The following is a 22889-nucleotide window of genomic DNA, read 5'->3' as shown; positions in this document are numbered from 1 at the left end:
TCAGCTTCCTGTCTGTTCGGGCTCTCCGGGCGGGCCCGGCAGGACCTCCACCCGGCAGGTGAGGTGGACGGGGCACGAGGCGGTGGCGACGTCCAGGACGCGGAGGGCGTCCACCGCGACGCCTTCGCGCACCGGCCAGACCCGGACGAGCAGTTCACCGGTCGGCGGCGGCGGGAGAGCCGCGCCCGGCTCGGCCGACCAGGTGGCGCCCCCGCCGTCCCGGACGTCCGCGTGCACACCGCAGCAGAGCCGCAGCCGCTCGACGAGACCCCGCCGCGTGCCGCGCCACCGGTGCAGCTCCACGGCGCGGGCGACGACCGCCCGGCGCAGCTCGACCGGCCACGCCGGATCGGCCTCGACGCCCACCCAGGACGCCAGCCAGGGCAGGAAGTCGGCCGGGGCCAGCGACGGGTCGAAATAGGCGGGCAGGTTGTCCAGGGTGGACAGGACCGGGGCCAGCACCGTGTCCAGGCCCGCCGTGAACCGCTGGGCCAGGTCGTCGTCCGCGTACAGGGCGGGCAGCAGTTCGCCGATCGGGTACCGGCTGGGCAGCCCGGGTATCGCGGCCCGCGTCATACGTCCTCACCGGCCCCGTTCGCGGTGACCACCACCTGGTGCTGGTGCGAGAAGACCAACGCCCCCGGCGCCACGTCGACATGGTCCACCGCCGCCCCGCGCCGTCCGGTGATCGGGTCCGCCGGGAAGAGCCGGACGTCCTCCACCAGACCGGCCCCCTCCACCCTCTGGAGTACGGCGAAGACCTCCCCGTACTGCACGGGCCTGCCGAACGGCCACCCCTGGCCGTCCGCCCCGCCCCGCAACGGGTCGATGTGCCGGAACAGCGCCTCCAGCGCCTCGGCCCGGACCCGGTCCACGTCGCCGGGTGCGGCCACCAGCCGGGCGACGACCGTGACGCCCTGATAGGCGGGGGGTTCCACGACCAGCCGGGTGCCGACCAGCCGCCGTTCGTCGAGCCGCTCGGTGACCGCCGCCAGCACCGGGTCCGAGGGGATCAGCTGCTCGAACCGCAGCCGGCCGTCCTCGTCGGGGGTCGCGTCGGGCACCACCAGCACCCGTACCGCGCCGGCCTCGCCCGCCACGGCCGGCAGACACCGCACCCGGCGCAGCGACGGCGCGGCCTGGCGGGCAATGGCCTCGTAGTCCTCGGCCGTCACCGCCCGCTCCTGCACCCGCAGGATGTTGGGCGCGCGCACCTTCGCGTTCTCCACGGTCTCCCCGTCGACGCCGCCGGTCGCCGCCTCGCGGTTGTTGACCCCCGCGATGTACGGCACCGAACTGCGCAGCACGGAGATCGCGCCCCGGGCGACGTTGCCCGCCGCGCCGCCGCCGGTCCGGTAGCGCGGGACGCGGAGCTGTGCGCCCTTCTCCGGCACCGCGCCGTACGCGCGCATCGTGCCGTCCGGCTCCCGCACCTCCGGCGGGAACGCGAACTCCCCGGCGACGGCGTCGATCCGCACATGCCGGTCACCGGGGCCGGACGCGCCGAAGTGCTCGACCGGGGTCCACACCTGCCAGCCCTCGTCCGTCGAGACCTGGACGACCGGCGGCTCCCCGTCCAGCAGCAACGGCGCCCGGCTCACCGTGAACCGCTGCCCGGCGACGCCCTCGGACACCCCGAGGGGCACGTCGAGGACGGTCTCCGCGTGCTCCGCGGCCGCCGTGCCGCCGACCGTGAACACCTCGGCCTCCCGGATCGTCGGTGACTCCGAGTAGAACGGCTGGCCCGGCTCCGGGGCGGTGACCCGGCAGCGCAGCCACCCCGCCCGGGTCCCCGCCACGACGGACGCGGTGTGCCCGGCCGGGACGAACACGACGACCTCGCCGGGCCTGTTCAGCCCACCGGTGCTGTCGGTGCCGGTCGCACAGGTCACCCAGCGGGCCCCGTCCCACGCCTCCCACACCAGCGGCGGCTGACGCGGGTCCACGCCCACGCCCTCCACCCGGCTGTCGAGGCGGACGGCGACGATGCACCGGGGCACGGCCGTCGGCAGCCCGAACAGCAGGGAGTCGCCGGGCTCCGGCCGGGCCTGGAAGCACGGGATGTCCTTGCCCGCGCCGAGCGGTCCCGTCCGGTCCGTCTGCTCGCCCGACACCGGCGCGGTGACCAGCCGGACCAGCGAACTCGGCACGATCGGCAGGTCGTCGGAGGTGGAGAACACCACCGGCTCCTCGGCCTCCCCGCGCGCGGTGGCGACCTCGGTGCCCGCGATGAGGTGCACGGTCTCCGGCTGCGGCGCGGACAGCCAGAAGTCGATCTCGGCCCGCGCCACGGCCGGCGGGAACAGGGTCACGCCCAGCAGGTCGAGGAAGGCCGCGTAGTTCTTGTCCGGTACCCGGTTCAGCCGGTACAGGAGCTGGTCGACCAGGTAGGCGAACGTCTCGATCAGCGTGACCCCGGGGTCCGACACGTTGTGGTCGGTCCACTCGGGGGAGCGCTGCTGGACGTACCGCTTGGCCTCGTCGACGAGCTGCTGGAAACGGCGGTCGTCCAGATTGGGCGAAGGCAGGGCCATCAGCGCACTCCCGCTTCCCGAGCGTTCCCGGACGAGCTCTCGGAAGAGCCCTCCGGCGACGGGATCGTGTAGAAGGGAAAGACGAGGTTGCGCAGGTCGTTGGTGGCCCGCACGGTGTAGTGCACGTCGATGTAGAGCGTGCCCTCCTCGATGGCGTCGAACGCGATCACCACGTCCGTCACCTCGATGCGCGGCTCCCACCGCTCCAGCGAGGTGCGTACCTCCTGCGCGATCCGCCCGGCCGTCGCCCCGTCGCCGGGCGCGAAGACGTAGTCGTGGATGCCGCAGCCGAACTCCGGGCGCATCGGCCGCTCGCCCGGCGCGGTGCCGAGGATCAGCCCGATCGCCTCCTCGATCTCCCGGTCCCGCTCGACCAGCGCGATCCCGCCCGTCGCCCCGACCCGCAGCGGGAAGCCCCAGCCGCGCCCGATGAATCCGCCGCCGCTCACATCGGACCCCCGATCAGGACGTTCGGCGCACCGCTGATGATGGGCGCGCCGCAGCTGGTTCTGTCCATCATCCGGGCTGCGGGCAGCCCGCCTATGAGCACCTGACCGGTGAGCGCGCCGGCCGGGTTGGGCATGATCACGTTGCCCGGCCCGAGCAGGGCGTGCGGAGGGATGACGCACACATGGAGGCTCCCGGTGACGGCCGCCGGCCGGCCGCCGATGAACACGGTGGCCACGGCCACCGCACCCGGGGGCGGGGTGCCGATGAGACCGCCGTGGGCGGTGCTGTCGCCCGTGCGGGCTGCGGGGGGCATGGCCGGGGTTCTCCTTGCTGGGAAAGGGGTTTCGGAAAATCGGGGATTCGGGGGCGGGCGGTCGGTCCAAACGGGTGGACGGGCGGTCGGACGGCGGTCAGTTGATCCTGATGAGCTTGGCCTTGAGGACCGCGAGCAGCCCGCCGTCGACCGTGACCCCCGTCCTGCCGTTGACGGTCACCGAGCGGCCCGTGATGTTCACGTCGCCCGTGGCCCCCGCGTCGAGCGTGATGCCCGACGCGGACAGCGTCACCGAGCTGAGCTCCCGGGTGCCGCCCCGGGCCTTCACCGTCAGCGTGATCTCGCCCGTCTTCTCGTCGAGCAGCACGTCGAGCCGCTTGTCACCGCTGGCGATGCGCACCCCGGACGGGCCGCGCGGGGCGTCCAGCAGCTCCAGTCGGTTGCCCGAACGGGACACCAGAGAACGGCGGTTGACCTTCCCGCTCGTCGGATCGACCAGCGGAACGTCGTGCGGCGAGGGCTTGTCGACCCCGTTGTAGAGACCGCCGAGCACATACGGGCTGTCCAGCAGCCCCTGCTCGAACCCGACCAGCACCTCGTCGTTGACCTCGGGGCTGAAGACCCCGCCGCCGCCCTGGCCGCCCCACTGCACCGTACGGACCCAGTCGGTGACGTACGTGTCGTCGAGCCACGGGAACTTGAGCCGCACCCAGCCGCGTTGGCCCCGGCCCTCCTCGCGGATGTCGGTGACCACCCCGATCGCCAGGCCCGGCATGCGGGGGCCGCGCGAGGGGGCGTTGCCGCCGGACGCCAGGCCCGAGAGCGACCGGTCCGGCGAGGCGCTGACGATCACCGTCGTGCGGTAGCCGGTGTCCGGTTCGAGGACGTGGTGCGCGGCGGTCGCGGTGTAGCGGCCGGAGAACGCGGGCCCCACGTTGCCGAGGGCCACCGGCATACCCGCCCGCAGCTGCGGGTTCCCGTAGGCGACCGCCTCGATCTCCCCGAAGCCGGCGCTGACGGAGGCGGCGAGCGCACCGGCCACGGCACGGGTCTCCGCCTGGGTGCGGTACGGGGTGTCGGCGATCGTGGTCCGGGAGCCCGAGCCGAACATCCTGGCCGCCGTCGACGGGCTCATCCCCGGGACGACGGTGTCGCTGCGGACGGACTGCTGCCGGGCCACCAGCCGGGTCTTGGTCTCGACGTTCCAGCCGCGCACCTCGACGTTGTCCGCCCCGTCCGCACCGGTCAGCACCGCGCGCAGGGCCAGCAGGTTGTTCCCGTACTCCAGGACCATCGGGTCGCGCGTGGCGGAGGTGGTGGGCGAGGGCGCCGAGGAGGCGGGATCCGGCTTGGTGAACTGCAACCGGCCCTTGTCGTCCACCCGCACCGTGGCCCCGCTCTCGGCCGCGAGGTGCTGGAGGAACTCCCAGTCCGACACGTTCGGCTGGGTCACCTGCTTGTACGTGACCGGCGCGGCCTCGATCCGCCCGCAGGCCAGGCCCGCGCCGGCGGCGACCTTGCGGACGATGTCCGCCGTCTTCATGTTCCGGTACGCCATGACCTTCCGGCCGCGCTGGAGCCGGTGCGCCTTGGAGAACGCCCGCACGACGGTGAACGATCCGGTGGTGTCGGTGTCCAGCTCGACCGCGGTGACCTCCCCGGTGAACAGCCGCTCGCGCGCCCGGTCCTGCACGGTGACCACCGAGATCTTCAGCGGCGTGCCCATGCCGATGCCGGTCTTGGCGAGGAAGGTGTGGTCGGGGTCCCGGTACATCAGTACGGCGGTGTCCGGCAGGCCCACGTTCTCGTCCACCACACAGCTCACCAGCTGGGTGGCCCAGGCGGCGGGCAGCTCGGCGGGCGCCTCGACGATCGGGTCGGCGGCGAAGGAGCGGCCGGGGGATTCCTTCCCGCTCATCGGCTCTCCTCCGCCAGGTGGTCTTCCCGTCCGGGCACCAGGAGCTCCCTGCCCGGGGTCAACTGCATCGGGTCGTCGATGTCGTTGGCGTGCGCGATGGTCCGCCAGGCGGTGGCGTCGCCGTACTCCCGCCAGGCCAGCAGCGGCAGGCTGTCCCCGGCCACGACCCGGTGGGTGCGCCGCGCCTCCTTCGAACCCGAGGTGGGGTTCTGTCCGGCCGGGTCGACGCTCGCCTCCTCGATCGACAGGGAGCAGGTGGCGCGCAGCGGCTTCCCGTCGACGTCGAACAGGGTGTAGGAGACCGAGAGGTTGGAGAGCACCCCGTCGAACGAGGTCGTCTTGGACGTCCCCCAGTCGAAACGCACCCAGGGGCTGGCGGGCGTCTTGCGGGCCAGGCTCTTGGGGGTGGGGACACACGCGGTCATCAACTGCTCCACCGCCTTCTCCACGGAGTTGTCGTGCGTGGCGGTGGCGTCCAGGAAGATATCCAGGGACAGGGACCGCGGCCCGCTGCCGACGAACTCGGGCAGCGCGGACTGCCCGGCCATCCGGGACGGAGTGCGCCGCCACTCGGTGGTCTTGCTCAGCGACAGAGTCGACGGGTTGAACTGCAACGTGAGACGGGCGAGCGCCCCGCCGGGCTTGGCGCCGACCGTCGACGGCGGCTCCATGATGGTCAGCTGGGCGCGAGCGCGGCTCGCGCGGAGAGCCGGTGACATTGCGTTCCTCCTTCCTTCGTCCGGTTCCTGGCATGTGTGGTGGTGCCGGTCAGGAGGGCTCCAGGCCCTCGTGCGCGATCTCCAACGTCTCGATCGCCGCTTCGGAGTTGGCCGGATCGAAGGAGGGCCCCTGCCAGCGCACCGGCACGATGCCGTGCACCTGCCAGCTGATGATCCGGCTGAGGTCGGGGCGCAGCGCCACGATCTCGCCGTCCTTGGGCTCGACCCGCTGGATCGTCTCGTTCAGCCAGCGCGCGATCTTGAGGGTGTCGGCGGTCACCGGGCGGGTCAGCGTGATGTTCGTCCAGGTGATCCGGCCCGGCAGCTGCCAGGTGAATCCGTTGTTGCCGCCCTCGGCGTACGTCTCCATCTCCACCTCGGCGCCCAGGCCGGAGCAGGTGTGGAACGCGCCCAGGTCGCTGCCGCCGATCGCGAGCTTGAAGAACACGCTCGTCGCGAAGATGTTGTCCGTCATGCGTCTCTCGTCTTCTCTGCTGTCTCTCGTGCGGGGAGTGCGGGGCGTGCGAGTGTGCCGGGTGTGCGCGGGTGGGCCGGGGCGGTCGCCGTCAGCGGCGGCCGTCGTGGAGCCGCCCCGTGCGTTCCCGGCCCCGGCGCAGATCGGCGCGGATGAGCCGGCTCACCGGGTCGAGGAGTCGGCGGGCCAGCTCCTCGATCTCCGTTCCGCTCAGCCGGTTCGCCGACGGAGCGTCGGAAGCGCCGTCGGAGCCGGTGGCCGCGCCCGTCGCCCCGGCGGCGGGCTTCGGCGGGGCGGCCTGCACCGGAACCCCGGTGATCCCCGCCTTCGCCGCCGCACGCTGGACCGCCTGCGCCCTGCTCTCCGGGCGGCCCGCTCCGGCGGCCTGTGCGGGCGCGCGGGGCGGGACCCGTACGGAGAGTCCGGGCGATGCGCCGGGAGCGGCGCCGCCCGCGGGGGCGGGTCCGGTGAGCGGTGGACCGGCGCGGTCGGGCGCCACCGGCATGGCCAGCCGCTGTACGGGTACGGCGGCTTCCGGACGCGCCGCTTCGGGCGGATGCGGCCGGACGACGGGAACGGGGCGCGTGGCGGCGGCGGTCGCGGACACCGGAGGCGTCGGCGCGGCACCCGGCATCCCCGGCCGGGAGGGCCGGGCGTGCGGGAGCGGTGCGGCGCGTTGGACGACAGGGGCGGGGGCAGAGGGAGTGACCGGGGCGGCACCCCGGTCCGGGGCCGGCCCGGCGTGCCGTGCGGAAACCTGCTGCGGACTTTGGTGGGACGCCGGCTCGGAAACCCGCCGCGGAGCCTGGCGGGGCGTCGGCCCGGAAGCCTGCTGCGGCGAGGATGTGCCGGGCGGCGTGGGCGGTGTGGCCCGCCCGGACCGACGTACGAGTCGCTGGAGTACGTCGCCGGCGGACGGACCGCGCCCGGCGGGGGCGGCCGTGGTCCCCGGTGCGCGACCCGGTGCGCTCCCGCCGTGCCGGTCGGTGGCTACGGCGCTCCGGTTCGCGGTACCTCGTGCCGGGCCGGTGGAGGCGTCGCCACCCCGGTGCGCCGGGTTCGCGGTCGCCGAGCGCTGGACCGGGGGACCCGGAGCCGTACCGGAGGACGCCGGCCGCTGGGGGCCGGCGCTCGTCCTGGCACCGGTGCGCCCGTCGGCGGGGCCCGGTGGGGGAGCTCCGGTGTCCGGCTGCCGCACGTCACGCCGCCAGGTGGCCGCCACGACCGGGCGCGCGGTGCCGCCCCCCGCCGTCGCCGTCGTCGGAGGTGCCGAAAACCCCTCGGCGGAACCGGTGTTCACTGTCAGAGCGCGGCCGGAGAGCAGAGTCCGTGACCGCTGGACCACGGGCGACGGCGTCGCACCGGCGGAGCCCCGGGCCATACGGCCCCGAGCGATCGGCCGGACGCGTACGGGCGGCGGGGGAGCGGTGGAGGCCGGGCCGGTCGGGGTGCGGGCGGGGTCCGCCACGCGCTGGACGGCCGCGCTTGCGGACGACGACCCGGCGGGTGCTGAGGGTACGGCGGGCGGGACGGAAGCCGCCCGCACCGGCATCGCGGAGGGTGCGCCCGGCGGCGCCGGATCGGGGGCCGGAACAGCGGGTCCGGTGCCCGGGGGCCGACCCGGATCCGGCCGCGGACCGGCGGGCGCGCGGTCACCGAGCAGGGGCGCGTCGCCGCCGAGCCGGGCCGTGGGCGGAAGCGAGGGAAGCGGCGTGCCGATCCCGCCCCGTGTACGGGACCGTGCGCTGCCGGAAGCGTCGGCCCGCGGTGCCGGCTGCACCGAAGGGGAGGGCCCCGACGGCGTCGACGAACCGGACGGCCGGGTGCTCCGGGACGGCTGAGGTGACGGGGACGACCCGGTCGACCGGGGCGTACGGGAACGGTTCTCCGGCGACGAGGGCTGCTGCTGCGGCGCCCGCGAAGGCGAAGGCGAAGACGAAGGAGAAGACGCAGGTGTCGCTGCCTTGGCCGAGCCGGTCGAACGGGGCCGCGGTGTCGCGGGCGTCGCGGGCGTCGTGGTCGGAAGGCCCGGCGATCTCGGCGGAGTCTGCGGGTCCGACGACGCCTGGCGCTGGAGCACCGGCATCTCCGCCGGGTGGGCCGTCGCGGGGGTGGACGGAACGGTGCCCGCCGGTCCGTCGGCACCGGCCGGCCTCGCTCCGGCGGGCATCTCGCGCAGCGGCTTGCCCAGGGCCGGGCGCACCACATCGGCGGAGGGCCGGCCGGAGTCACGGCCGGGAGACGGAGCGTCGCCCTCCAGAACCGCACGGTCCGGACCGCTCCGCCGCTCGGACCCGGCCCGCTGGACGGCGGGGGCAGCAGCTGCTGCGGACGGCGCGGTCGCGGAGGAAGAGGCCGAGGAAGAAGAGGGGGATGCGGAGGAGGAAGGGGCCGAAGGGGCGGTGGGCGTGGCCGGCACGAGCCCGGCGATCTGCCGCAGCGGCATCGCCGGACGCCGGGCGACGATCAGCGGCGGGGCGATCCGCTGCGGACGTACGGCGGCGGGAGTGCGCGCACCGGAGGACACCGACGACCCGGATGGAGCCGTGGAGCCGGACGGGGCCGTGGCGGAGGACGGATCGGCCGGGCCCGACGCGGCCGACGTACCCGGTGTACCGGACGTGCGGGGACGACCCGGCCCGCCCGACGTGCGCGACCCGCCCACCGGCGACCGGTTCGCGGTGTGCGTGGAAGCGGACGGGGCCGGGGACGAGCCGCGGGACGGGGCACGGGCCGCGCTCGACCGCTGGACCGTCGGCGAGCCGGGGCGCGGCGCCCCCGTTCCCGTACCGCTGTTCGTCCTGCTGCCCCTGCCCGCCACCACCCGGCTCACCGAGGCGGGCGGCAGGTCCGTCGTGGGCGCGGCGGGCTCGTCGGCGCCCGGGGGCCGGACCGCACGCAGCAGCAGCGGCGGTCCGCCGGGGGACGTGGTCCGCGCGCCGCCCGGGCGGGCGACGCCGTGGATGAGACCGACCGGGGCCGACGGCAGGACCGAGTGGCCGAGTTCGCCGCCGAGGGCCGGGTTCTGCCAGGAGGCCAGCCGCGAACGGAACCGCAGCCCGTCGCTCACGCCGATCGAGGACCGGGCGACGGTCACCGTCGGCGGGGCCACGCGCCGCCAGCCGCCGTCCCAGCCACCGCCGTCCCCGCCGGAAGCCGCCGACGCATCGGAAGCCGCCGAGGAACCGGAAGCCGAACCGGAATCGGTTGCGGGGCCGTGGTCCGGGCCGGAGTCCTGGACGGACGGGGGTACGGCGGACACGCCGATGTGCCCGGCGCCCTCTCGCGAGGGTGCGCCGGCGCGCTGCCGGTCCGCCCGGCGCAGCCAGTCCCCGAACCCCACACGATCACCCGCCTTCGTTGACGCGGGTGTTGATCCGCGCTATCTCCCGCACCCACTGCTGACGTTCGCCGTGGGTGAGGTCGAGAATGTCCTCACGCTGCCAATGGAAGTGGTAGGCGACGTACGCGATCTCCTCCCGCAGCCGGGGAAGCGCGTACGTCACGATTCCCCCAGGCGCCCACCCGAGAGGTCCACCTCGAACGACCCGTGGCACAGCGGGCAGGTCACCGCGGCATGCGTGTGGCCCTCGCTGTTGATCCGGCGGTAGAAGTCCTGGAGGAACGCCACATCGGTCGCGTACATCCGCTCGACGATCCCGGCGTGCACATCGGTGACCGTGCCGAGCTGGGTGATCACCTGGCTCAGCAGCACCACGGACAGATACGCCGGGTTCTCCTTCACCCGCAGGTCGATCTGCGGGCGCAGCTCGTCCCGGGCCGTCGCGAGCCGCATGGTGCCGCTGCGGTGCACACGGCCCTCGTCGTCGACGTACCCGCGCGGCAGCTCGAAGCCGAACTCCGTCTGCAACGTGTCCCGTTCCCGTTCCCGTTCCCGGGGGCGGGCGGGCGCGGGCGCGGCGGCCTCCTCGCGTGCGGCGGGCGCCGTGGCGAGGTTGTCCAGGACCTCTTCGAGGCCGCCGCCCGGCGTAACGGTCCGACGCCTCATTCGACCACGATCTCCTCGAAGGTGATGGTCACCGTCTCGGTCGCCGCGCTGGACTCGCCGGCCTTGAGTGACGGGCCCTCCCACTTGGAGGCCCAGCCCTGCATCAGCTGGATGCGGCGGACGGTCTCACCGGTCGAGTCCTTGATCTCGATCGTGAGGTTCTGCCGCGCGGTGTCGACGGCCCCGTTGTTGAGGGTCTCCTTGATCCAGGTGGTGAACTCGCTGCTCTTGTCGAGCCCGCGGGTGATCGTCACCTCGCCCGCCTGGCGGGCGCCCGGCTGCTTGCGGATGATCTGCTTGCCGTCGGCGGTCACCTGACGGACCTCGACGACTTCTTCCTCGACGGTCATGCCGCTGATCTCCTGGATGGACTCCACGAGATAGCCACCGAGCTGTACGCCGAAGATATGGGTGGAAAGAGCGTCGCCCTCTGCCATGACTCTGTGTCACCTGTTCCGATCGATGCTGAAAGTGAAGGGGTCGGGGAGGACCGGGAGGGTCACTCGTCGACGAGGCTGGTGCTGTCGGAGAACTGCGAGAGACGGAAGATCACGAACTCCGCGGGCTTCACCGGGGCCACCCCGATCTCGCAGACGACCTGACCGAGGTCGATCGACTCCTGCGGGTTGTTGCTCCGGTCGCAGCGGACGTAGAACGCCTCCTCCGCTGTGCGGCCGAACAGCGCACCGCGTCGCCACTCCTCCGTGAGGAACGCCGTGACGTTGCGCCGGATGCTCGACCAGAGGCGGTCGTCGTTCGGCTCGAACACCACCCACTGGGTGCCCAGGAGGATGGACTCCTCGAGGTAGTTGAACAGGCGGCGCACGTTGAGGTAGCGCCAGGCCGGGTCGGACGAGAGGGTACGCGCGCCCCAGATGCGGATGCCGCGGCCGGGGAAGGCGCGGACGCAGTTCACGCCGATCGGGTTGAGGAGGTCCTGCTCGCCCTTGCTGAGGCGGATCTCCAGGTCCACCGCGCCCCGGATGACCTCGTTGGCGGGGGCCTTGTGGACGCCGCGCTCGCTGTCGCTGCGCGCCCAGACGCCGGCCACGTGACCGCTCGGCGGGACCAGGGAGTTGCGGCCGCTCGCCGGGTCGAAGACCTTGACCCACGGGTAGTAGAGAGCCGCGTAACGCGAGTCGTAACCGGCGTCCTCGTTGCGCCAGGTGCGCACACGCTGGGCGTTCATGCCCGGCGGGGTGTCGAGGACGGCGACCCGGTCGCCCATCTGCTCGCAGTGCGAGATGACCGCCAGCTGCACGGTCTTGACGCCCTCGGCGTCGATGTCGCCGCGCTGGTAGGCGCTCATCAGGTCCGGGACGGCGACCATCGTGATCTCGTCGATCGCCTCGAGGCCGGAGAACCCGGTACGCGCGGAGGCGTCACCCACGTACTCCGAGGCGTCGAGCCGTGCCACACCGGAGCCGGGGACGCCCGCGGCGGCCGGGGCGAGGGCGACGGTCTGCTTCTCGGGGCGGCTCTGCGCCGTGCCGGGCTGCTCGGTGATCTGGACGAGCCGGGAGTCGCGGGCCTGGGTGACCAGGTAGCCCTTGACGTTCTTGCGCGTGGAGACGTCGTACGTCTCCACGGCCTTGCCGCCCTGGCGCACCAGCAGCCGGAAGCGGTCCTCCGGGGGGTTCTCGCCCTCGGCGTCGGCGATCTCCACGGAGAGGCCGTCGCCCGTGCCGGGCTTCGCGGAGACCAGGAACCCGCCGAGCGCGACCGGGGCGGGGGCCTGGGCGACCGAGCCCTGAGCGGTGCTGCTCTCCGCGCCCTGTGCGGGACCGCCGATGCGGACGACGTAGGCCGCGCCGCCGCCGTTGGCGAAGAAGCCGTAGACGGCGTGCGCCAGATAGGTGTCGGCGGTGAAGGCGCCGAACGTCTGCACGTACTGGTCCCAGTTGGTCACCAGCGTCGGCTGGTGGAAGGGGCCCGTCCCGGCGAAGCCGACGAAGGCTGCGACCGCGGTGCCGACACCTTCGATGGGCCGCGCTCCGGACTGCACCTCCTCCACGTAAACACCGGGGGTGAGGTACGACGGCATGCTCGCTCCTTCTGGACGGTCACTCGATCACTGCCCAGTCTCGACCGTCCGGCCGGGCGGGGAGTAGGCCCCAGAGTCCTGGACGCGGGGCAACGAGGCTGCCTTTCCGGGCCCCTGTACGCCGGGTAACACTGCCCTTGGCGGGCCGGGCGGACCGTCGCCGTATTCGCGGAGCCGGCCCGCATTCCCCGGTTGACATGAAGAGAACGAGAACAACGTGTTACGGAACGGGCCGAAGTCACCGCCCTCCGCCGTGAGGTTGAGCGAAGGGCGGACGCCGTGCCAGGGACCCGATGTGTTTGGTATCTCTTTTTTCCCGGTAAACCCGGCAAGGCCGATCGCCGTCCGAGGCTCCGGGGGAACGGGCCGACGTGACGCGATTCGGCCAGAATGCGCCGAGAAGGTGGGTGGATTCGGTCGTATACGGGGGCGGAAATCGGGCACGGGAACGCTCCGAACGGGCATCCGTCGTCCGTCTCCGGGCCGTCAGGACCAGTCCTGAGCAGGCACGTTCGTGCCCGCGGCCATCGGGTGCGGATATTCTTCCGATGCTGTCGTCGCCGTGGCCGACCGAGCTGGTCGAGGCCTCTGGTGTACCGGGGAGGGCGAATCCGCCACCCCCCGGCACGCCGGGTTTCCTCTCGACCGGGTTTCTGCTGTTGTCTCGTCGACAGACGAAGCAGAACGCTCGGCGTCGCTGTTTCTATCGTGCGAGATCGCTCAGTTCGCCGCTGACATTCAGAACCTGATGGCACCCGGAAGCCTGCGTACCGGTGGCCGGAGTGCCGGGCTTGGCACAGGTGACGGAGGCGGTGACGGTGGCGTTCTCCGGAACCTGAATGGGGGTGACCCAGTGATAGTCCTGGTTGCGGAAGGTTTCCAGCGCGATCGTCGTGATCTTGTTCTCTCCGAAGGAGATCGTCACGATGCCCTCGTCCCCCTGGAAGTTCGCCACCACGATGTCGGTGACGCCGAACACCTTCCCGGCAGGAACCTTGTAGACGCCCTCTCGCGAGCTTCCCGCCGGGGTCTTCACGTCGATGGTCTTGGAGTGCTGCGCCCCCCCACCGCCACCGCCACCGTTCCCGCCGGTGCCCCCGCCTCCGCCGGAGCCGGCCGGGCCGGAACCGCCCGTACCGGGGCCCGTTCCGTCCGGACCGGCGCCCTCTCCCTGGCCGCCTGCCGGGTTCTCCGCGCCGCCGGGCGGCGTCGACCCCTGCTCCTTGCCCCGCTGGGTCTCCTTCTGCGCGGCCTTCGTCGCCGCCTGCTCGGCCGTGCTCTTCACCGCGGGCCGCACCAGCGCGAACCACGCGAGCAGCAGGGCCAACAGTGCCGCCAGCACGATCAGCAGCCACTTGGGCAGCACCGGTATCTGGGCGAACTCCCCGGGCAGCGGCTCGGGTCCACCGGGCTGCTCGACCTCGGCCTCCCCCTCGGCGCCCTCGGTCGCCCGGACCTCGAACGGCCAGCTGACGGGCTCCCCGAACCAGATCAGCTTCCGGGCCCGGACCTTCAGCCGGACCTCTGCCGACTCTCCCGGCTCCAGTCGCTTCTTGTCCGGCGTGAAGGTGAGCCGCAGATCCTCCCCCGCCTGCTTGCCCGCGAGGGTCACATCGACCGGGGTGTTCCCCTTGTTCTGCACCGCGGCGGCGAAGCGTGCGCCCAGCCAGCCCCGGCGGCGGCGCGGTTCCAGCTCCGTGCGGAGCTCGTGGAAGGGCTCCACGGTCACCGTGCCCTCGGGGACCACGACCGACTCGGGCCGCTCCGCGGGCAGGACCCGTACGGCGAGGGGGGTGTCACCCGCCCGGACCTCGTGGGAGCGCGGCGGGGCGAAGGTCAGCGCCACCGTCTCGGAGGTGCCCGGGTACAGCGACACACGCGCCGGCTCGACGGCACTCCAGGCGGCGCAGTCGCCGACCACCTCGAGTGTGTAGGCCTCGACGATGTCGCCGTCATTGCGCACGGTCAGGGTGGTCGTCGCGGTACCGCCAGGCGACACCGTCACCGTGGGGCTTTCGAGTTCGGCAGATGTGGTCACTCTGCGACGTTAGGCCGCCCGCACCGCTCGGCAGCAGAGACGCGAGGGCAACAAGCGGGCAGGGGTGGTGCCCCGCGGGCCCCTCGGCACGGTGTCCCCGCGCCCCCTCCGCGCGCCCGCGGGCCGTGCTCCCGGCCGGCGGGGGAGGCGACATGAGGACGAGCAGGCATATCGGGCTGAAGTACCTGAGGAAGACGGGCACGGAACGATGACGATCACGGACACGACGAACAGCACGGCGAACGCGACCGCGAACGGCAGGGCGACCGCCAACGGCGCGGCGGCGCGCGGACACTACCGCAGGCCCGACGCGGCGCACCGCCGCACGGCCGGCCCCGGGGGAGCGCCCGGCGGCAGGGTCTCCGTGGCGGTGTACGCGGAGGACCTGATCCTGCAGACCGGCATGATCCACCAACTGCGCGTGCGGCCCGAGATAGAACTGCTGCCGGAGGCCGAGGCGGACCGGGCCCAGGTCTCGCTGGTCGTGGTGGACATGGTCGACGAGCCCACCATCCAGCTCCTGCACCGCCTCCAGCGCAACACCTCCACCCGCACCGGACTGGTCGTGGGGTTCTTCGAGTCGGGCGCCCTCCAGACCATGATCGAGTGCGGGGTCGCCGCCGTGCTCCGGCGCGGCGAGGCCGATCAGGACCGGCTCGTCCACCTGGTCCGGGCGATGGCCAACGGCGAAGGCGTCCTGCCCGGCGATCTGCTCGGCAAGCTGCTCGACCACGTCAGCTCCCTCCAGCGGACGGTCCTCGACCCCCGGGGGCTCACGCTCTCCACCCTCACCGCGCGCGAGGCGGAGATGATCCGGCTGGTCTCGGAGGGCTGCGACACCGCGGAGATCGCGCAGAAGACCTCGTACTCCGAACGCACCGTCAAGAACGTGCTGCACGAGGTCGCCACCCGGCTCGAACTGCGCAACCGGGCCCACGCGGTCGGCTACGCGATGCGGCACGGGCTGATCTGAGGACCCGTCGCCCGCGTCCGGCCGGGCGCCCCGGCCGGACCCGGTGGCCCCACCGCCGCAAAGGGCAGCGATCCCTTCCCCCGTCCCGGGTACTCGCGGCCTGTCCTTCGCCCCCGCGCGGGGGCGAAGCTGGGCGGTGGAGAGTCATCGACAGACTGTGAGGTGGGCCGTGACCGGCACTGCTGGCCCGGCAAAGCATTCCCGGCTGGGCCGACTGACCGGTGCGGTGGTGCTGTTGGCGCCGCTGCTGCTGGTCGGCTCGGCCGCCGCCCCGTACGCGGCCGCCGAGGCCGTCGCCGCCGTGGCGGACGCGGAACCGCTCCAAGCGGGGCGCGTCGCCTTCGCTGGCACCGAACACCGCAGCCTGGGGCAGGCCAACGACAAGGACACCACCGACCCGCTGTTCGGCGACGGCCCCGCCCACTACGACCAGGACCCCTCCGCCCGGGGAGACGTCCTGGTCTTCACCAGCCTGCGGGACAGCGCCCGGCCCCAGGTGTACCTGCGCGGCGCGGACGGATCGGTGAGCCGGCTCACCACCGACCGGGACGCGGCCCACCCCGAACTCTCCCCGGACGGCCGGACCGTCGTCTTCGACTCGGCGGAGCGCGGACCGGGCGGCACGGTCCAGCGCGACCTGTGGTCGATCGGCGTCGACGGCGAGGGCCTGCGCCGGCTCAGCAACACCCCGGAGAACGAGGAGTCCCCGACCTGGTCCCCGGACGGCAAGAAGATCGCGTACGCCTGCGACGGCGACGCCCTGGGCAGGTGGCACATATTCGTGCGGGACGTCGCCGGCGGCCCGCGCACCCGGATCAGCGACGCGCCGGCCGGTGACGCCACCGAGCCGTCCTGGAACCCGGTGGAGGACGACGCCCGCCGGGGCCTCGTCGCGTACACCCTCACCACGAACCCCGACCCGACCGTTGACGACGGCAGGAAACTGCGGGCCACCCAGGGCATCGGGACCGACCGCGAGCTGCTGGTCGGTACCCACGCCGCGTGGGGCACCCGCTCGGCCTCCTGGCTGCCCGACGGCAAGGACATCGTCTTCCTCAGCCCCTACCACACCTGCGGCTGCGACGACTTCGACCACGCCTACCGGGTGACCGCGTTCGAGGGCGACGCGCCGCCGGACCAACTGGTCAACGAGAACCGCGAGGTGGGGCCGCCCACCTGGTTCGCCCCGGCCGGGACCGTCATCGTCCCCCGGATCACCCCGGACCCGGAGACCGTCAAGAAGCCGGGCGAGCTGCTGGCCGCCGCGCAGATCGTGACGCTCCAGGACGTCCGCCAGGACGGCTCCGACCCCCGCGACCTGGGTCTCACCATCCTGAAGGAGGACCCGAAGGCCCGCACGAACACGGACCACACCAAGAACCCCCTGTTCAGGCCGGATCCCGGGTTCGACCCGTGGCACGAGCGGCAGAACTACACGCCCGACGGCCGGCGCCTCGTCGTCACCCGCTTCGAGGACGGCGCCGAGGGGCGGATCGAGCGGATCTGGATGGCCGACGCCGACGGCAGGAACGCGGAGGTGCTGGAGCTCGACGGGCGCGCCCCCACGGACTGGGACACCGACCCCACCTTCTCGCCCGACGGCACGAAGCTCGCGTTCACCCGGACCTCGCCCGGCGGCGTCGGGGACAAGGGGGGCCGGAGCCGCATCTTCATCGCGGACGTCGCCACCGGCGCGATCCTCGACGAGATCCCGCCGCCCCAGGGGCAGGAGGCGGGCGACGTCGCCCAGCCGACCTGGTCCTCCGACGGCGTCAACCTCGCCTTCACCCGCAGCCAGGTCATCAACGGCAACGGCGGCAACAAGCACATCTGGGTCGTGCCGGTGGCGGACCTCGACCGCCAGCGGGACCTGAGCGACACCATCTGCCCCGGCGACTGCGACGTCATCGACGACAGCCCAGCGTTCTCGCCGGACGGCAAGAAGGTGGCCTTCAACCGCAAGGACGGCGGCGGCCGGGTCAACCATCAGGCCGGGGTCCTCATCAAGCCCCTGCGCGGCGGCGGCTGCCGGGTCGTGCTGCCCTCCGTCCAGAAGGACAACCCCGACGGCTGCGACCTGCCGATCCCCGACACCTCCGTGACCGGCCCCCACCAGCCCCGTGACGTGGCCTGGTCCCCGGACGGCAGCAAGCTTCTGTTCACCTCGCGCCGGGAGTTCCCGGCGAACTCCATGGAGCAGCTCTCCGTACTCGACATCGCCTCCGGCGACGTGGCCCCCGTCGACAACACGCACGACGGACGGCAGAAGGAGCCCGCCTTCCAGCAGTCGGTCGACCTGTCGCTGACCGCACCGCCCACCGGCGACCCGGTGGAGGTCGGCTCGTCCACCGAAGTGGCGATCACCGTCACCAACCGGGGACCCTCGCCCTCGCCCGGCACCCTCCTCACCGTCGACGCCCCGCCCGGCGTACGGCTGGAGGAGCTGACCACCGACGCCGGGGCCTGTGCGGCCGGTACGCCCCAGTGCGACCTCGGCATCGTCCCGCCCGGGACCGACGTGACGATCACGGCCCGGCTGACCGGCGTGACCACCGGCGACCAGCGGATCAACTGGTCCGTCACCGGGGCGGTCCTCGACCCCAACCCCACGGACAACGCCACCGGAACGATCGTCCCGGTCGAGGACGTGCCGCCGCCGACCCCGACGCCGACCCCGACGCCCTCTCCCACTCCCACGACGCCGTCCCCGACCCCCACCACGCCGTCCCCGACCCCGACGACGCCCACCCCCGCCCCGCCGCCGACGACCACGCCGCCCCCGCCGCCGGCCCCCGCGCCGCCGCCGCCCGCGCCCGAGGCCGGGCCCGGCGTCACCGTGCGGGCCCAGCCCAGCCCCGGCTACGTCGGCGGCAAGGTCGTGGTGACGTACACCGTGCGCAACGGCAGGAACGCGCTCGCCACCGGACTCCGGCTGAAGCTCGGACTGCCCGGACGCATCCCCGCCGGACCGCTCCCCGCGGGCTGCACCGGCGGCGGCACATGCACGCTCCCCGACCTCGCACCCGGCGCGTCCACGGTCCTCAGCGTCGTCCTCTCGCCCGACAAGGCGCTGCGTACGACGATCACCGCGTCGCTCACCACCACGGGCACCGACGCCAGCCGCCGCGACAACGTCTCCCGGATCCCGCTGCGCATCCTCCAGCCCCGCATCATCGCGGTGCCCGCCGTCGGCAAGCCCGGCTTCGTCACCTCCGTACGGGGCAAGGACTTCCCGCCCGGGGCGCCCGTCACCCTCAGCTGGAAGCCCGGGATCACCGCCGCCGCGGCCCCGACCCGGCCGCTGGGCGACGGCACGTTCATCGCCCAGCTCCTCATCGTCGCCAAGGACCGGACCGGGCCGCGCACGATCACCGCGAAGGGCCCCGGCTTCAGCCCCGTGAAGACCGACTTCCTCGTGGTGCTCGGCACCATCACCCCGCCGGACGAGGTGATCCGCCGATGATCCACGAAGTCGACGAGGGGCTGCGGCTGCTGCTGGCCGAGGCCGGGCTCGAGGACAGCGGCGTCGACCTGGTCTTCGACGCCCCGACCAAGGACTGGTCCGCCCGCCGCAACGCCCCGACCATCAGCGTCTTCCTGCACGGCATCCGCGAGGACGCGGGCAGGCGGCGCAGCGGCACGGCCGAGACGCACGACGAGGAGGGCGTGGTCACCGGCCGGCGGACCCCGCCCCGCTGGTTCGAGCTGACCTATCTGGTCACCGCCTGGACCAACCGCCCGCAGGACGAACACCGCCTGCTCTCCGAGGTGTTGCGCGCCCTCGTCCGCTCCGAGGTGCTGCCCGCCCGGATGCACACCGGAAGCCTCGCCGAACTCGGCCTGACCGTGGAGCTGGAGGCGGCGGGGCCGGGAGCAGGCGGCCCCTCCGCCTCGGACGTGTGGTCCGCGCTCGGCGGCGAGCTGAAGGCCGCGATCGATCTGCGGGTCGTCGCACCGCTGGCCGGTGAACGCACCCCCGCGGGCCCGCCCGTCACCGAAGGACTCGTGATGAAGGCCGCACCCCACCTGGACGGCAACGACGACGGCCCCGGCCGGCGTCTGCGCTACGAGGGAGCGTCCGACCCGGGCGGGGAGGGCTTCGCCGCGCCTCGCGAACGGCGGTTGCCGCCCGGCCGACGCAAGCGGGGGAACGCCGCGCGATGACCCTGGCACCACAACAGCTCCACGGTCACGGCCCCCTGACCGGCGTCGAGGAGCTCTGGGAGCGGCTCGGCCGCGTCGAGCAGCGGGTCCGGGAGGCCGTCGCGGCTCGCCGGGCCGTCGACCCGGACCCCGACGATCCCTACCGGGGGCAGTACCTCACCCCCGAGGGCGCGGCACGGCTCCTGGAGACCCGCGACGCGTTCACGCCCGTACCGGCGTACGAGGACGGAGCCCTGCCGGACGCCGCCCCGGCCGGGAGCCGGCTCGGCCGACTGGCGGACCGCTTCGGTCTCGCCCCGCTGGACGTCGAACTCCTGCTGGTCGCCGTGGCGCCGGACATCGACAGCCGGTTCGAGCGGCTGTACGGCTACCTCAACGACGACCTCACCCGCCGCCGGCCCACCATCGGCCTGGCCCTGGAACTCTGCGGGCTGCCCACCGCCGGCCCCGGCCGCTTCCGGTTCACGCCGGCCGCCCCGCTCGTCGCGGGCGGGCTGCTGGAGATCACGGACGGCGAACGGCCGCTGCTCTCCCGGACCCTGCGCGTACCGGACCGGGTCACCGCGCACCTCCTCGGAGACGACGGGACCGACGGCCGGCTGCGCGGGATCGTCCAGGAGGCCACGCCCTCCCGGGAGCCGGACGGGCGCCCCGAGGTCTCCCTGATCGCGGCGGCCCTCGGCACGGGCAGCGGCCTGGTGCACCTGCTCGACCGGGGCGGCGACCCGCGCGGCCTCGCCGTCGAGGCGCTGGCGGCGGCCGGCCGCCGCCCGCTGGTCGTCGACGTCGCGGCGCTCACCACCGCCGCCGAACCGGCCCCGCTCGTACGGGCCCTGGCGACCGAGGCCCGCCTCGGCCGCGCCGGGGTGATCCTCGGCCCGCTCGAAACGCTCGCCCCCGAACGCCCCGAGGGGGCCCGGGTGCTCGGGTCCCTGTGCGCGGCGCTCGGCTCCACGCCCCTGATCGCGTACGGGAAGAAGAACTGGGACCCGCTGTGGACGGCGGAGAGCCCGGTGCCCGTCACCGTCCCGCCCCCCGGCCCGGGAGACGCCGGGCGCCAGTGGCGGCGCGCGCTCGCCGACGCGGGGCGGACGGTCGGCCTGTCCGCCGCGCACGCGTCCGCCGACGACGCCCTCATCGAGTCCGCCGCCGCCTACCGGCTCGACTCCGGCCAACTGCGCCGGGCGGCGACCGTCGCGTCCCGGCTGGCCGCCATCGGGCAGCGGCCGGTGACCCCGGAGGACCTGCGTACGGCGGTCCGCGCCCAGAACGGCGCGGGCCTGGAACGGCTCGCCCGCCGCATCGAGCCCGCGGTCGGCTGGGACGATCTGGTGCTGCCCCCGGCGACCCGCACCCAGCTCGGCGAACTCGCCCTGCGCGCCCGCCACCGCGAGACGGTCCTCGGAAAGTGGCGGATGCGGCCGGGCGGCGGCCGGGGGAGGGGCGTCATCGCCCTGTTCGCCGGGGAGTCCGGCACCGGCAAGACCATGTCCGCCGAGGTGATCGCCGCCGGACTGGGCATGGAGCTCTACGTCGTGGACCTGTCCACGGTGGTCGACAAGTACATCGGGGAGACCGAGAAGAACCTGGAGCGGATCTTCGTCGAGGCGTCCGACGTCAACGGCATCCTCCTGTTCGACGAGGCCGACGCGATCTTCGGCAAGCGGTCCCAGGTCAAGGACGCGCACGACAAGCACGCCAACGTGGAGTCGGCCTACCTCCTCCAGCGCATGGAGTCCTTCGACGGCATCGCCGTGCTCACCACCAATCTCCGGGCCAACCTCGACGAGGCGTTCACCCGCCGCCTCGACGTGATCGCCGAGTTCCCGATGCCCGACGCCCGGCAGCGCCTGGCCCTGTGGGACCGCTGTCTGGGCCCGGCGATCCCGCGCGACGCCACGCTCGACCTGGAGTTCTGCGCCGACCGGTTCGAGCTGGCCGGCGGTTCGATCCGGGCCTGCGCGGTGACCGCCGCCTACTTCGCGGCCGAGTCGGGCGGGCCGCTGGACATGGACCAGCTCGTCACGGCGGTGCTCCAGGAGTACCGCAAGCTCGGACGGCTGGTGCTGGAGAGCGAGTTCGGGCCGTGGCTGGCGAAGGAGCGGGGGCGCGGCGTGCGGTAGTGGACCATCCGGCCGTGATCGGCAGGACGGCCGGCGAGGTGCCGCGCTGAGCCGATCGGATGACGCCACGCGGGTGGCTGCCGCCCCCGCCGACGCCCGGCTCCGATACTGATCCGATGATCACAGGGGTGCGCGCGTGGGTGCTTCCGGAGCGTCAACGGAGGTCGCAGGCCGAACTCGCCGAGGACCTTGACCTCTCGTGCGGGGACGCCCGCGCCAAGCAGTCGGCCTTCTGGACCATGCTGTTCTTCTCCGCGGTGATCGCGGCGGGCGGTGTCCTGACCGATTCCACGGCCACCGTGATCGGCGCGATGATCATCGCGCCGCTGTCCACCCCGATCATGGGCATCGCCATCGGCGCCGTACAGGGCCGGCGCGGCACGGCGGGCCGGTTCGTGCTCGCCGGGGTGCTCCTGGTGGTGGCGGTCGGCGCCGTGGGTTCGCTGGCCGTGCCGTCCCACTACGACCTGCTGTCGGACGGTCAGATCGCCGGCCGGACCTCGCCCGGCCTGCTGGACCTGGTGGCCGCCCTGGCGACCGGCTTCGCCGGGGCGCTCGCCCTGTCCCGCAAGGACGTCGCCGCGGTGCTGCCCGGCGTGGCCATCGCCATCTCGCTGGTGCCGCCGCTGGTCGTGGTCGGCGTCTGCGCCGGGCAGGGCGCCTGGTGGCTCGCGCTCGGCGCGCTGGTGCTCTTCGTCTCCAACCTGCTCGCCCTGGTCTTCGCCGGCATGGTGGTCTTCGCCGCGCTCGACCACACCCAGGAACGCCCGGCCCGCGCATCGCGCCGTGCCTACGCGGCGCTCGGTCTGCTGTTCGCCGCGGTGGGCCTGGTCCTCGCGGCCAGCACCACGGTGACCGTACTGCTCCACGTCTGGACCACGCGCACCTCCGCCGCCGCGACCGCCTGGCTCTCCGGTACGCCCGGCGCGCAGGTCATCGACGTACAGACACGCTCCCGGACGCTGTACATCGCCGTGCGCACACCGGCCGACCTCCCACCGCTGGACCGGCTCCTGGCCGACCTCGGCGGGAAGGTGCCCGACGGGGTGCCGGTCGCGGTGGTGACGACCCAGGGCAGGCAGCTCCAGGTCGGCCGGGTCGGGGACTGACCCGCAGGGCCGTACCGGCGGAGCATCCCCCGCCGGTACGGCCATGGGGAGCGTCCCCC

Annotated in this window: 19 protein-coding genes; 6 read left to right on the top strand and 13 right to left on the bottom strand. The window is 73.6% G+C overall.

The window, feature by feature from the left end; all coding sequences use genetic code 11:
* The 8 genes from N7925_RS09515 to N7925_RS09480 form a co-directional block, all read right to left on the bottom strand.
* Nucleotides 1–576 carry a phage tail protein I gene (locus N7925_RS09515; RefSeq protein WP_265599245.1) on the bottom strand — a complete coding sequence of 192 codons (576 nt, stop codon included), beginning with the start codon at nucleotides 574–576 and terminating at the stop codon, nucleotides 1–3.
* On the bottom strand, nucleotides 573–2534 hold the full coding sequence (locus N7925_RS09510) for a putative baseplate assembly protein (protein ID WP_274343613.1): 1962 nt from the start codon (nucleotides 2532–2534) through the stop codon (nucleotides 573–575). Before N7925_RS09510 ends, N7925_RS09515 begins: the two co-directional genes overlap by 4 nt.
* Nucleotides 2534–2983: a GPW/gp25 family protein gene (locus tag N7925_RS09505; RefSeq protein ID WP_274343612.1), complete on the bottom strand. Its 450-nt coding sequence runs from the start codon at nucleotides 2981–2983 to the stop codon at nucleotides 2534–2536. Before N7925_RS09505 ends, N7925_RS09510 begins: the two co-directional genes overlap by 1 nt.
* Nucleotides 2980–3297, bottom strand: a complete 318-nt coding sequence (locus N7925_RS09500; protein ID WP_265599242.1) for a PAAR domain-containing protein — start codon at nucleotides 3295–3297, stop codon at nucleotides 2980–2982. Before N7925_RS09500 ends, N7925_RS09505 begins: the two co-directional genes overlap by 4 nt.
* A 97-nt stretch (nucleotides 3298–3394) precedes the next feature.
* On the bottom strand, nucleotides 3395–5176 hold the full coding sequence (locus tag N7925_RS09495; protein ID WP_265599241.1) for a VgrG-related protein: 1782 nt from the start codon (nucleotides 5174–5176) through the stop codon (nucleotides 3395–3397).
* A complete protein-coding gene (locus N7925_RS09490; RefSeq protein WP_274343611.1) occupies nucleotides 5173–5895 on the bottom strand; it encodes a CIS tube protein in 723 nt (240 codons plus the stop codon). The genes N7925_RS09495 and N7925_RS09490 overlap by 4 nt, the downstream gene beginning before the upstream one ends.
* A 49-nt stretch (nucleotides 5896–5944) precedes the next feature.
* Nucleotides 5945–6370, bottom strand: a complete 426-nt coding sequence (locus N7925_RS09485; protein ID WP_265599239.1) for a phage tail protein — start codon at nucleotides 6368–6370, stop codon at nucleotides 5945–5947.
* Between the two features lie 91 nt (nucleotides 6371–6461).
* Nucleotides 6462–6977 carry a hypothetical protein gene (locus N7925_RS09480; RefSeq protein WP_265599238.1) on the bottom strand — a complete coding sequence of 172 codons (516 nt, stop codon included), beginning with the start codon at nucleotides 6975–6977 and terminating at the stop codon, nucleotides 6462–6464.
* Between the two features lie 1105 nt (nucleotides 6978–8082).
* Between N7925_RS09480 and N7925_RS09475 the strand changes: the two genes are divergently transcribed.
* Nucleotides 8083–8211, top strand: a complete 129-nt coding sequence (locus N7925_RS09475) for a hypothetical protein (RefSeq protein WP_274343610.1) — start codon at nucleotides 8083–8085, stop codon at nucleotides 8209–8211.
* Between the two features lie 1506 nt (nucleotides 8212–9717).
* Here the strand turns inward: N7925_RS09475 and N7925_RS36070 are convergent.
* The 5 genes from N7925_RS36070 to N7925_RS09450 form a co-directional block, all read right to left on the bottom strand.
* The gene (locus tag N7925_RS36070) at nucleotides 9718–9876 is read right to left on the bottom strand and encodes a DUF6760 family protein (RefSeq protein WP_003966147.1); all 159 of its coding nucleotides are present in this window, start codon (nucleotides 9874–9876) and stop codon (nucleotides 9718–9720) included.
* The gene (locus tag N7925_RS09465) at nucleotides 9873–10379 is read right to left on the bottom strand and encodes a hypothetical protein (RefSeq protein ID WP_274343609.1); all 507 of its coding nucleotides are present in this window, start codon (nucleotides 10377–10379) and stop codon (nucleotides 9873–9875) included. The genes N7925_RS36070 and N7925_RS09465 overlap by 4 nt, the downstream gene beginning before the upstream one ends.
* The gene (locus N7925_RS09460; RefSeq protein ID WP_010060032.1) at nucleotides 10376–10816 is read right to left on the bottom strand and encodes a phage tail protein; all 441 of its coding nucleotides are present in this window, start codon (nucleotides 10814–10816) and stop codon (nucleotides 10376–10378) included. The genes N7925_RS09465 and N7925_RS09460 overlap by 4 nt, the downstream gene beginning before the upstream one ends.
* A gap of 62 nt (nucleotides 10817–10878) precedes the next feature.
* On the bottom strand, nucleotides 10879–12423 hold the full coding sequence (locus N7925_RS09455) for a phage tail sheath family protein (RefSeq protein WP_265599235.1): 1545 nt from the start codon (nucleotides 12421–12423) through the stop codon (nucleotides 10879–10881).
* A 703-nt stretch (nucleotides 12424–13126) separates the two neighbouring features.
* Complete coding sequence (locus N7925_RS09450; protein ID WP_265603812.1) at nucleotides 13127–14428, bottom strand: COG1470 family protein; 1302 nt, start codon at nucleotides 14426–14428, stop codon at nucleotides 13127–13129.
* A gap of 241 nt (nucleotides 14429–14669) precedes the next feature.
* Here N7925_RS09450 and N7925_RS09445 point away from each other — a divergent pair, with 241 nt between their 5' ends.
* The 5 genes from N7925_RS09445 (at nucleotide 14670) to N7925_RS09425 (ending at nucleotide 22830) form a co-directional block, all read left to right on the top strand.
* Complete coding sequence (locus N7925_RS09445) at nucleotides 14670–15434, top strand: helix-turn-helix transcriptional regulator (protein ID WP_265599234.1); 765 nt, start codon at nucleotides 14670–14672, stop codon at nucleotides 15432–15434.
* 169 nt (nucleotides 15435–15603) lie between these two features.
* The gene (locus N7925_RS09440; RefSeq protein ID WP_274343608.1) at nucleotides 15604–18897 is read left to right on the top strand and encodes a hypothetical protein; all 3294 of its coding nucleotides are present in this window, start codon (nucleotides 15604–15606) and stop codon (nucleotides 18895–18897) included.
* Nucleotides 18894–19598 carry a DUF4255 domain-containing protein gene (locus N7925_RS09435; RefSeq protein ID WP_274343607.1) on the top strand — a complete coding sequence of 235 codons (705 nt, stop codon included), beginning with the start codon at nucleotides 18894–18896 and terminating at the stop codon, nucleotides 19596–19598. The genes N7925_RS09440 and N7925_RS09435 overlap by 4 nt, the downstream gene beginning before the upstream one ends.
* Nucleotides 19595–21721 carry an ATP-binding protein gene (locus tag N7925_RS09430; RefSeq protein ID WP_274343606.1) on the top strand — a complete coding sequence of 709 codons (2127 nt, stop codon included), beginning with the start codon at nucleotides 19595–19597 and terminating at the stop codon, nucleotides 21719–21721. The genes N7925_RS09435 and N7925_RS09430 overlap by 4 nt, the downstream gene beginning before the upstream one ends.
* A gap of 116 nt (nucleotides 21722–21837) precedes the next feature.
* Nucleotides 21838–22830, top strand: a complete 993-nt coding sequence (locus N7925_RS09425; protein ID WP_265599230.1) for a DUF389 domain-containing protein — start codon at nucleotides 21838–21840, stop codon at nucleotides 22828–22830.
* The last annotated feature ends 59 nt before the right edge of the window (nucleotides 22831–22889 follow it).

Source organism: Streptomyces sp. CA-278952 (assembly GCF_028747205.1).
Lineage (GTDB): Bacteria > Actinomycetota > Actinomycetes > Streptomycetales > Streptomycetaceae > Streptomyces.
The sequence above is the reverse complement of the archived record's forward strand: the minus strand, read 5'-3'. Positions and strand labels throughout refer to the sequence as shown.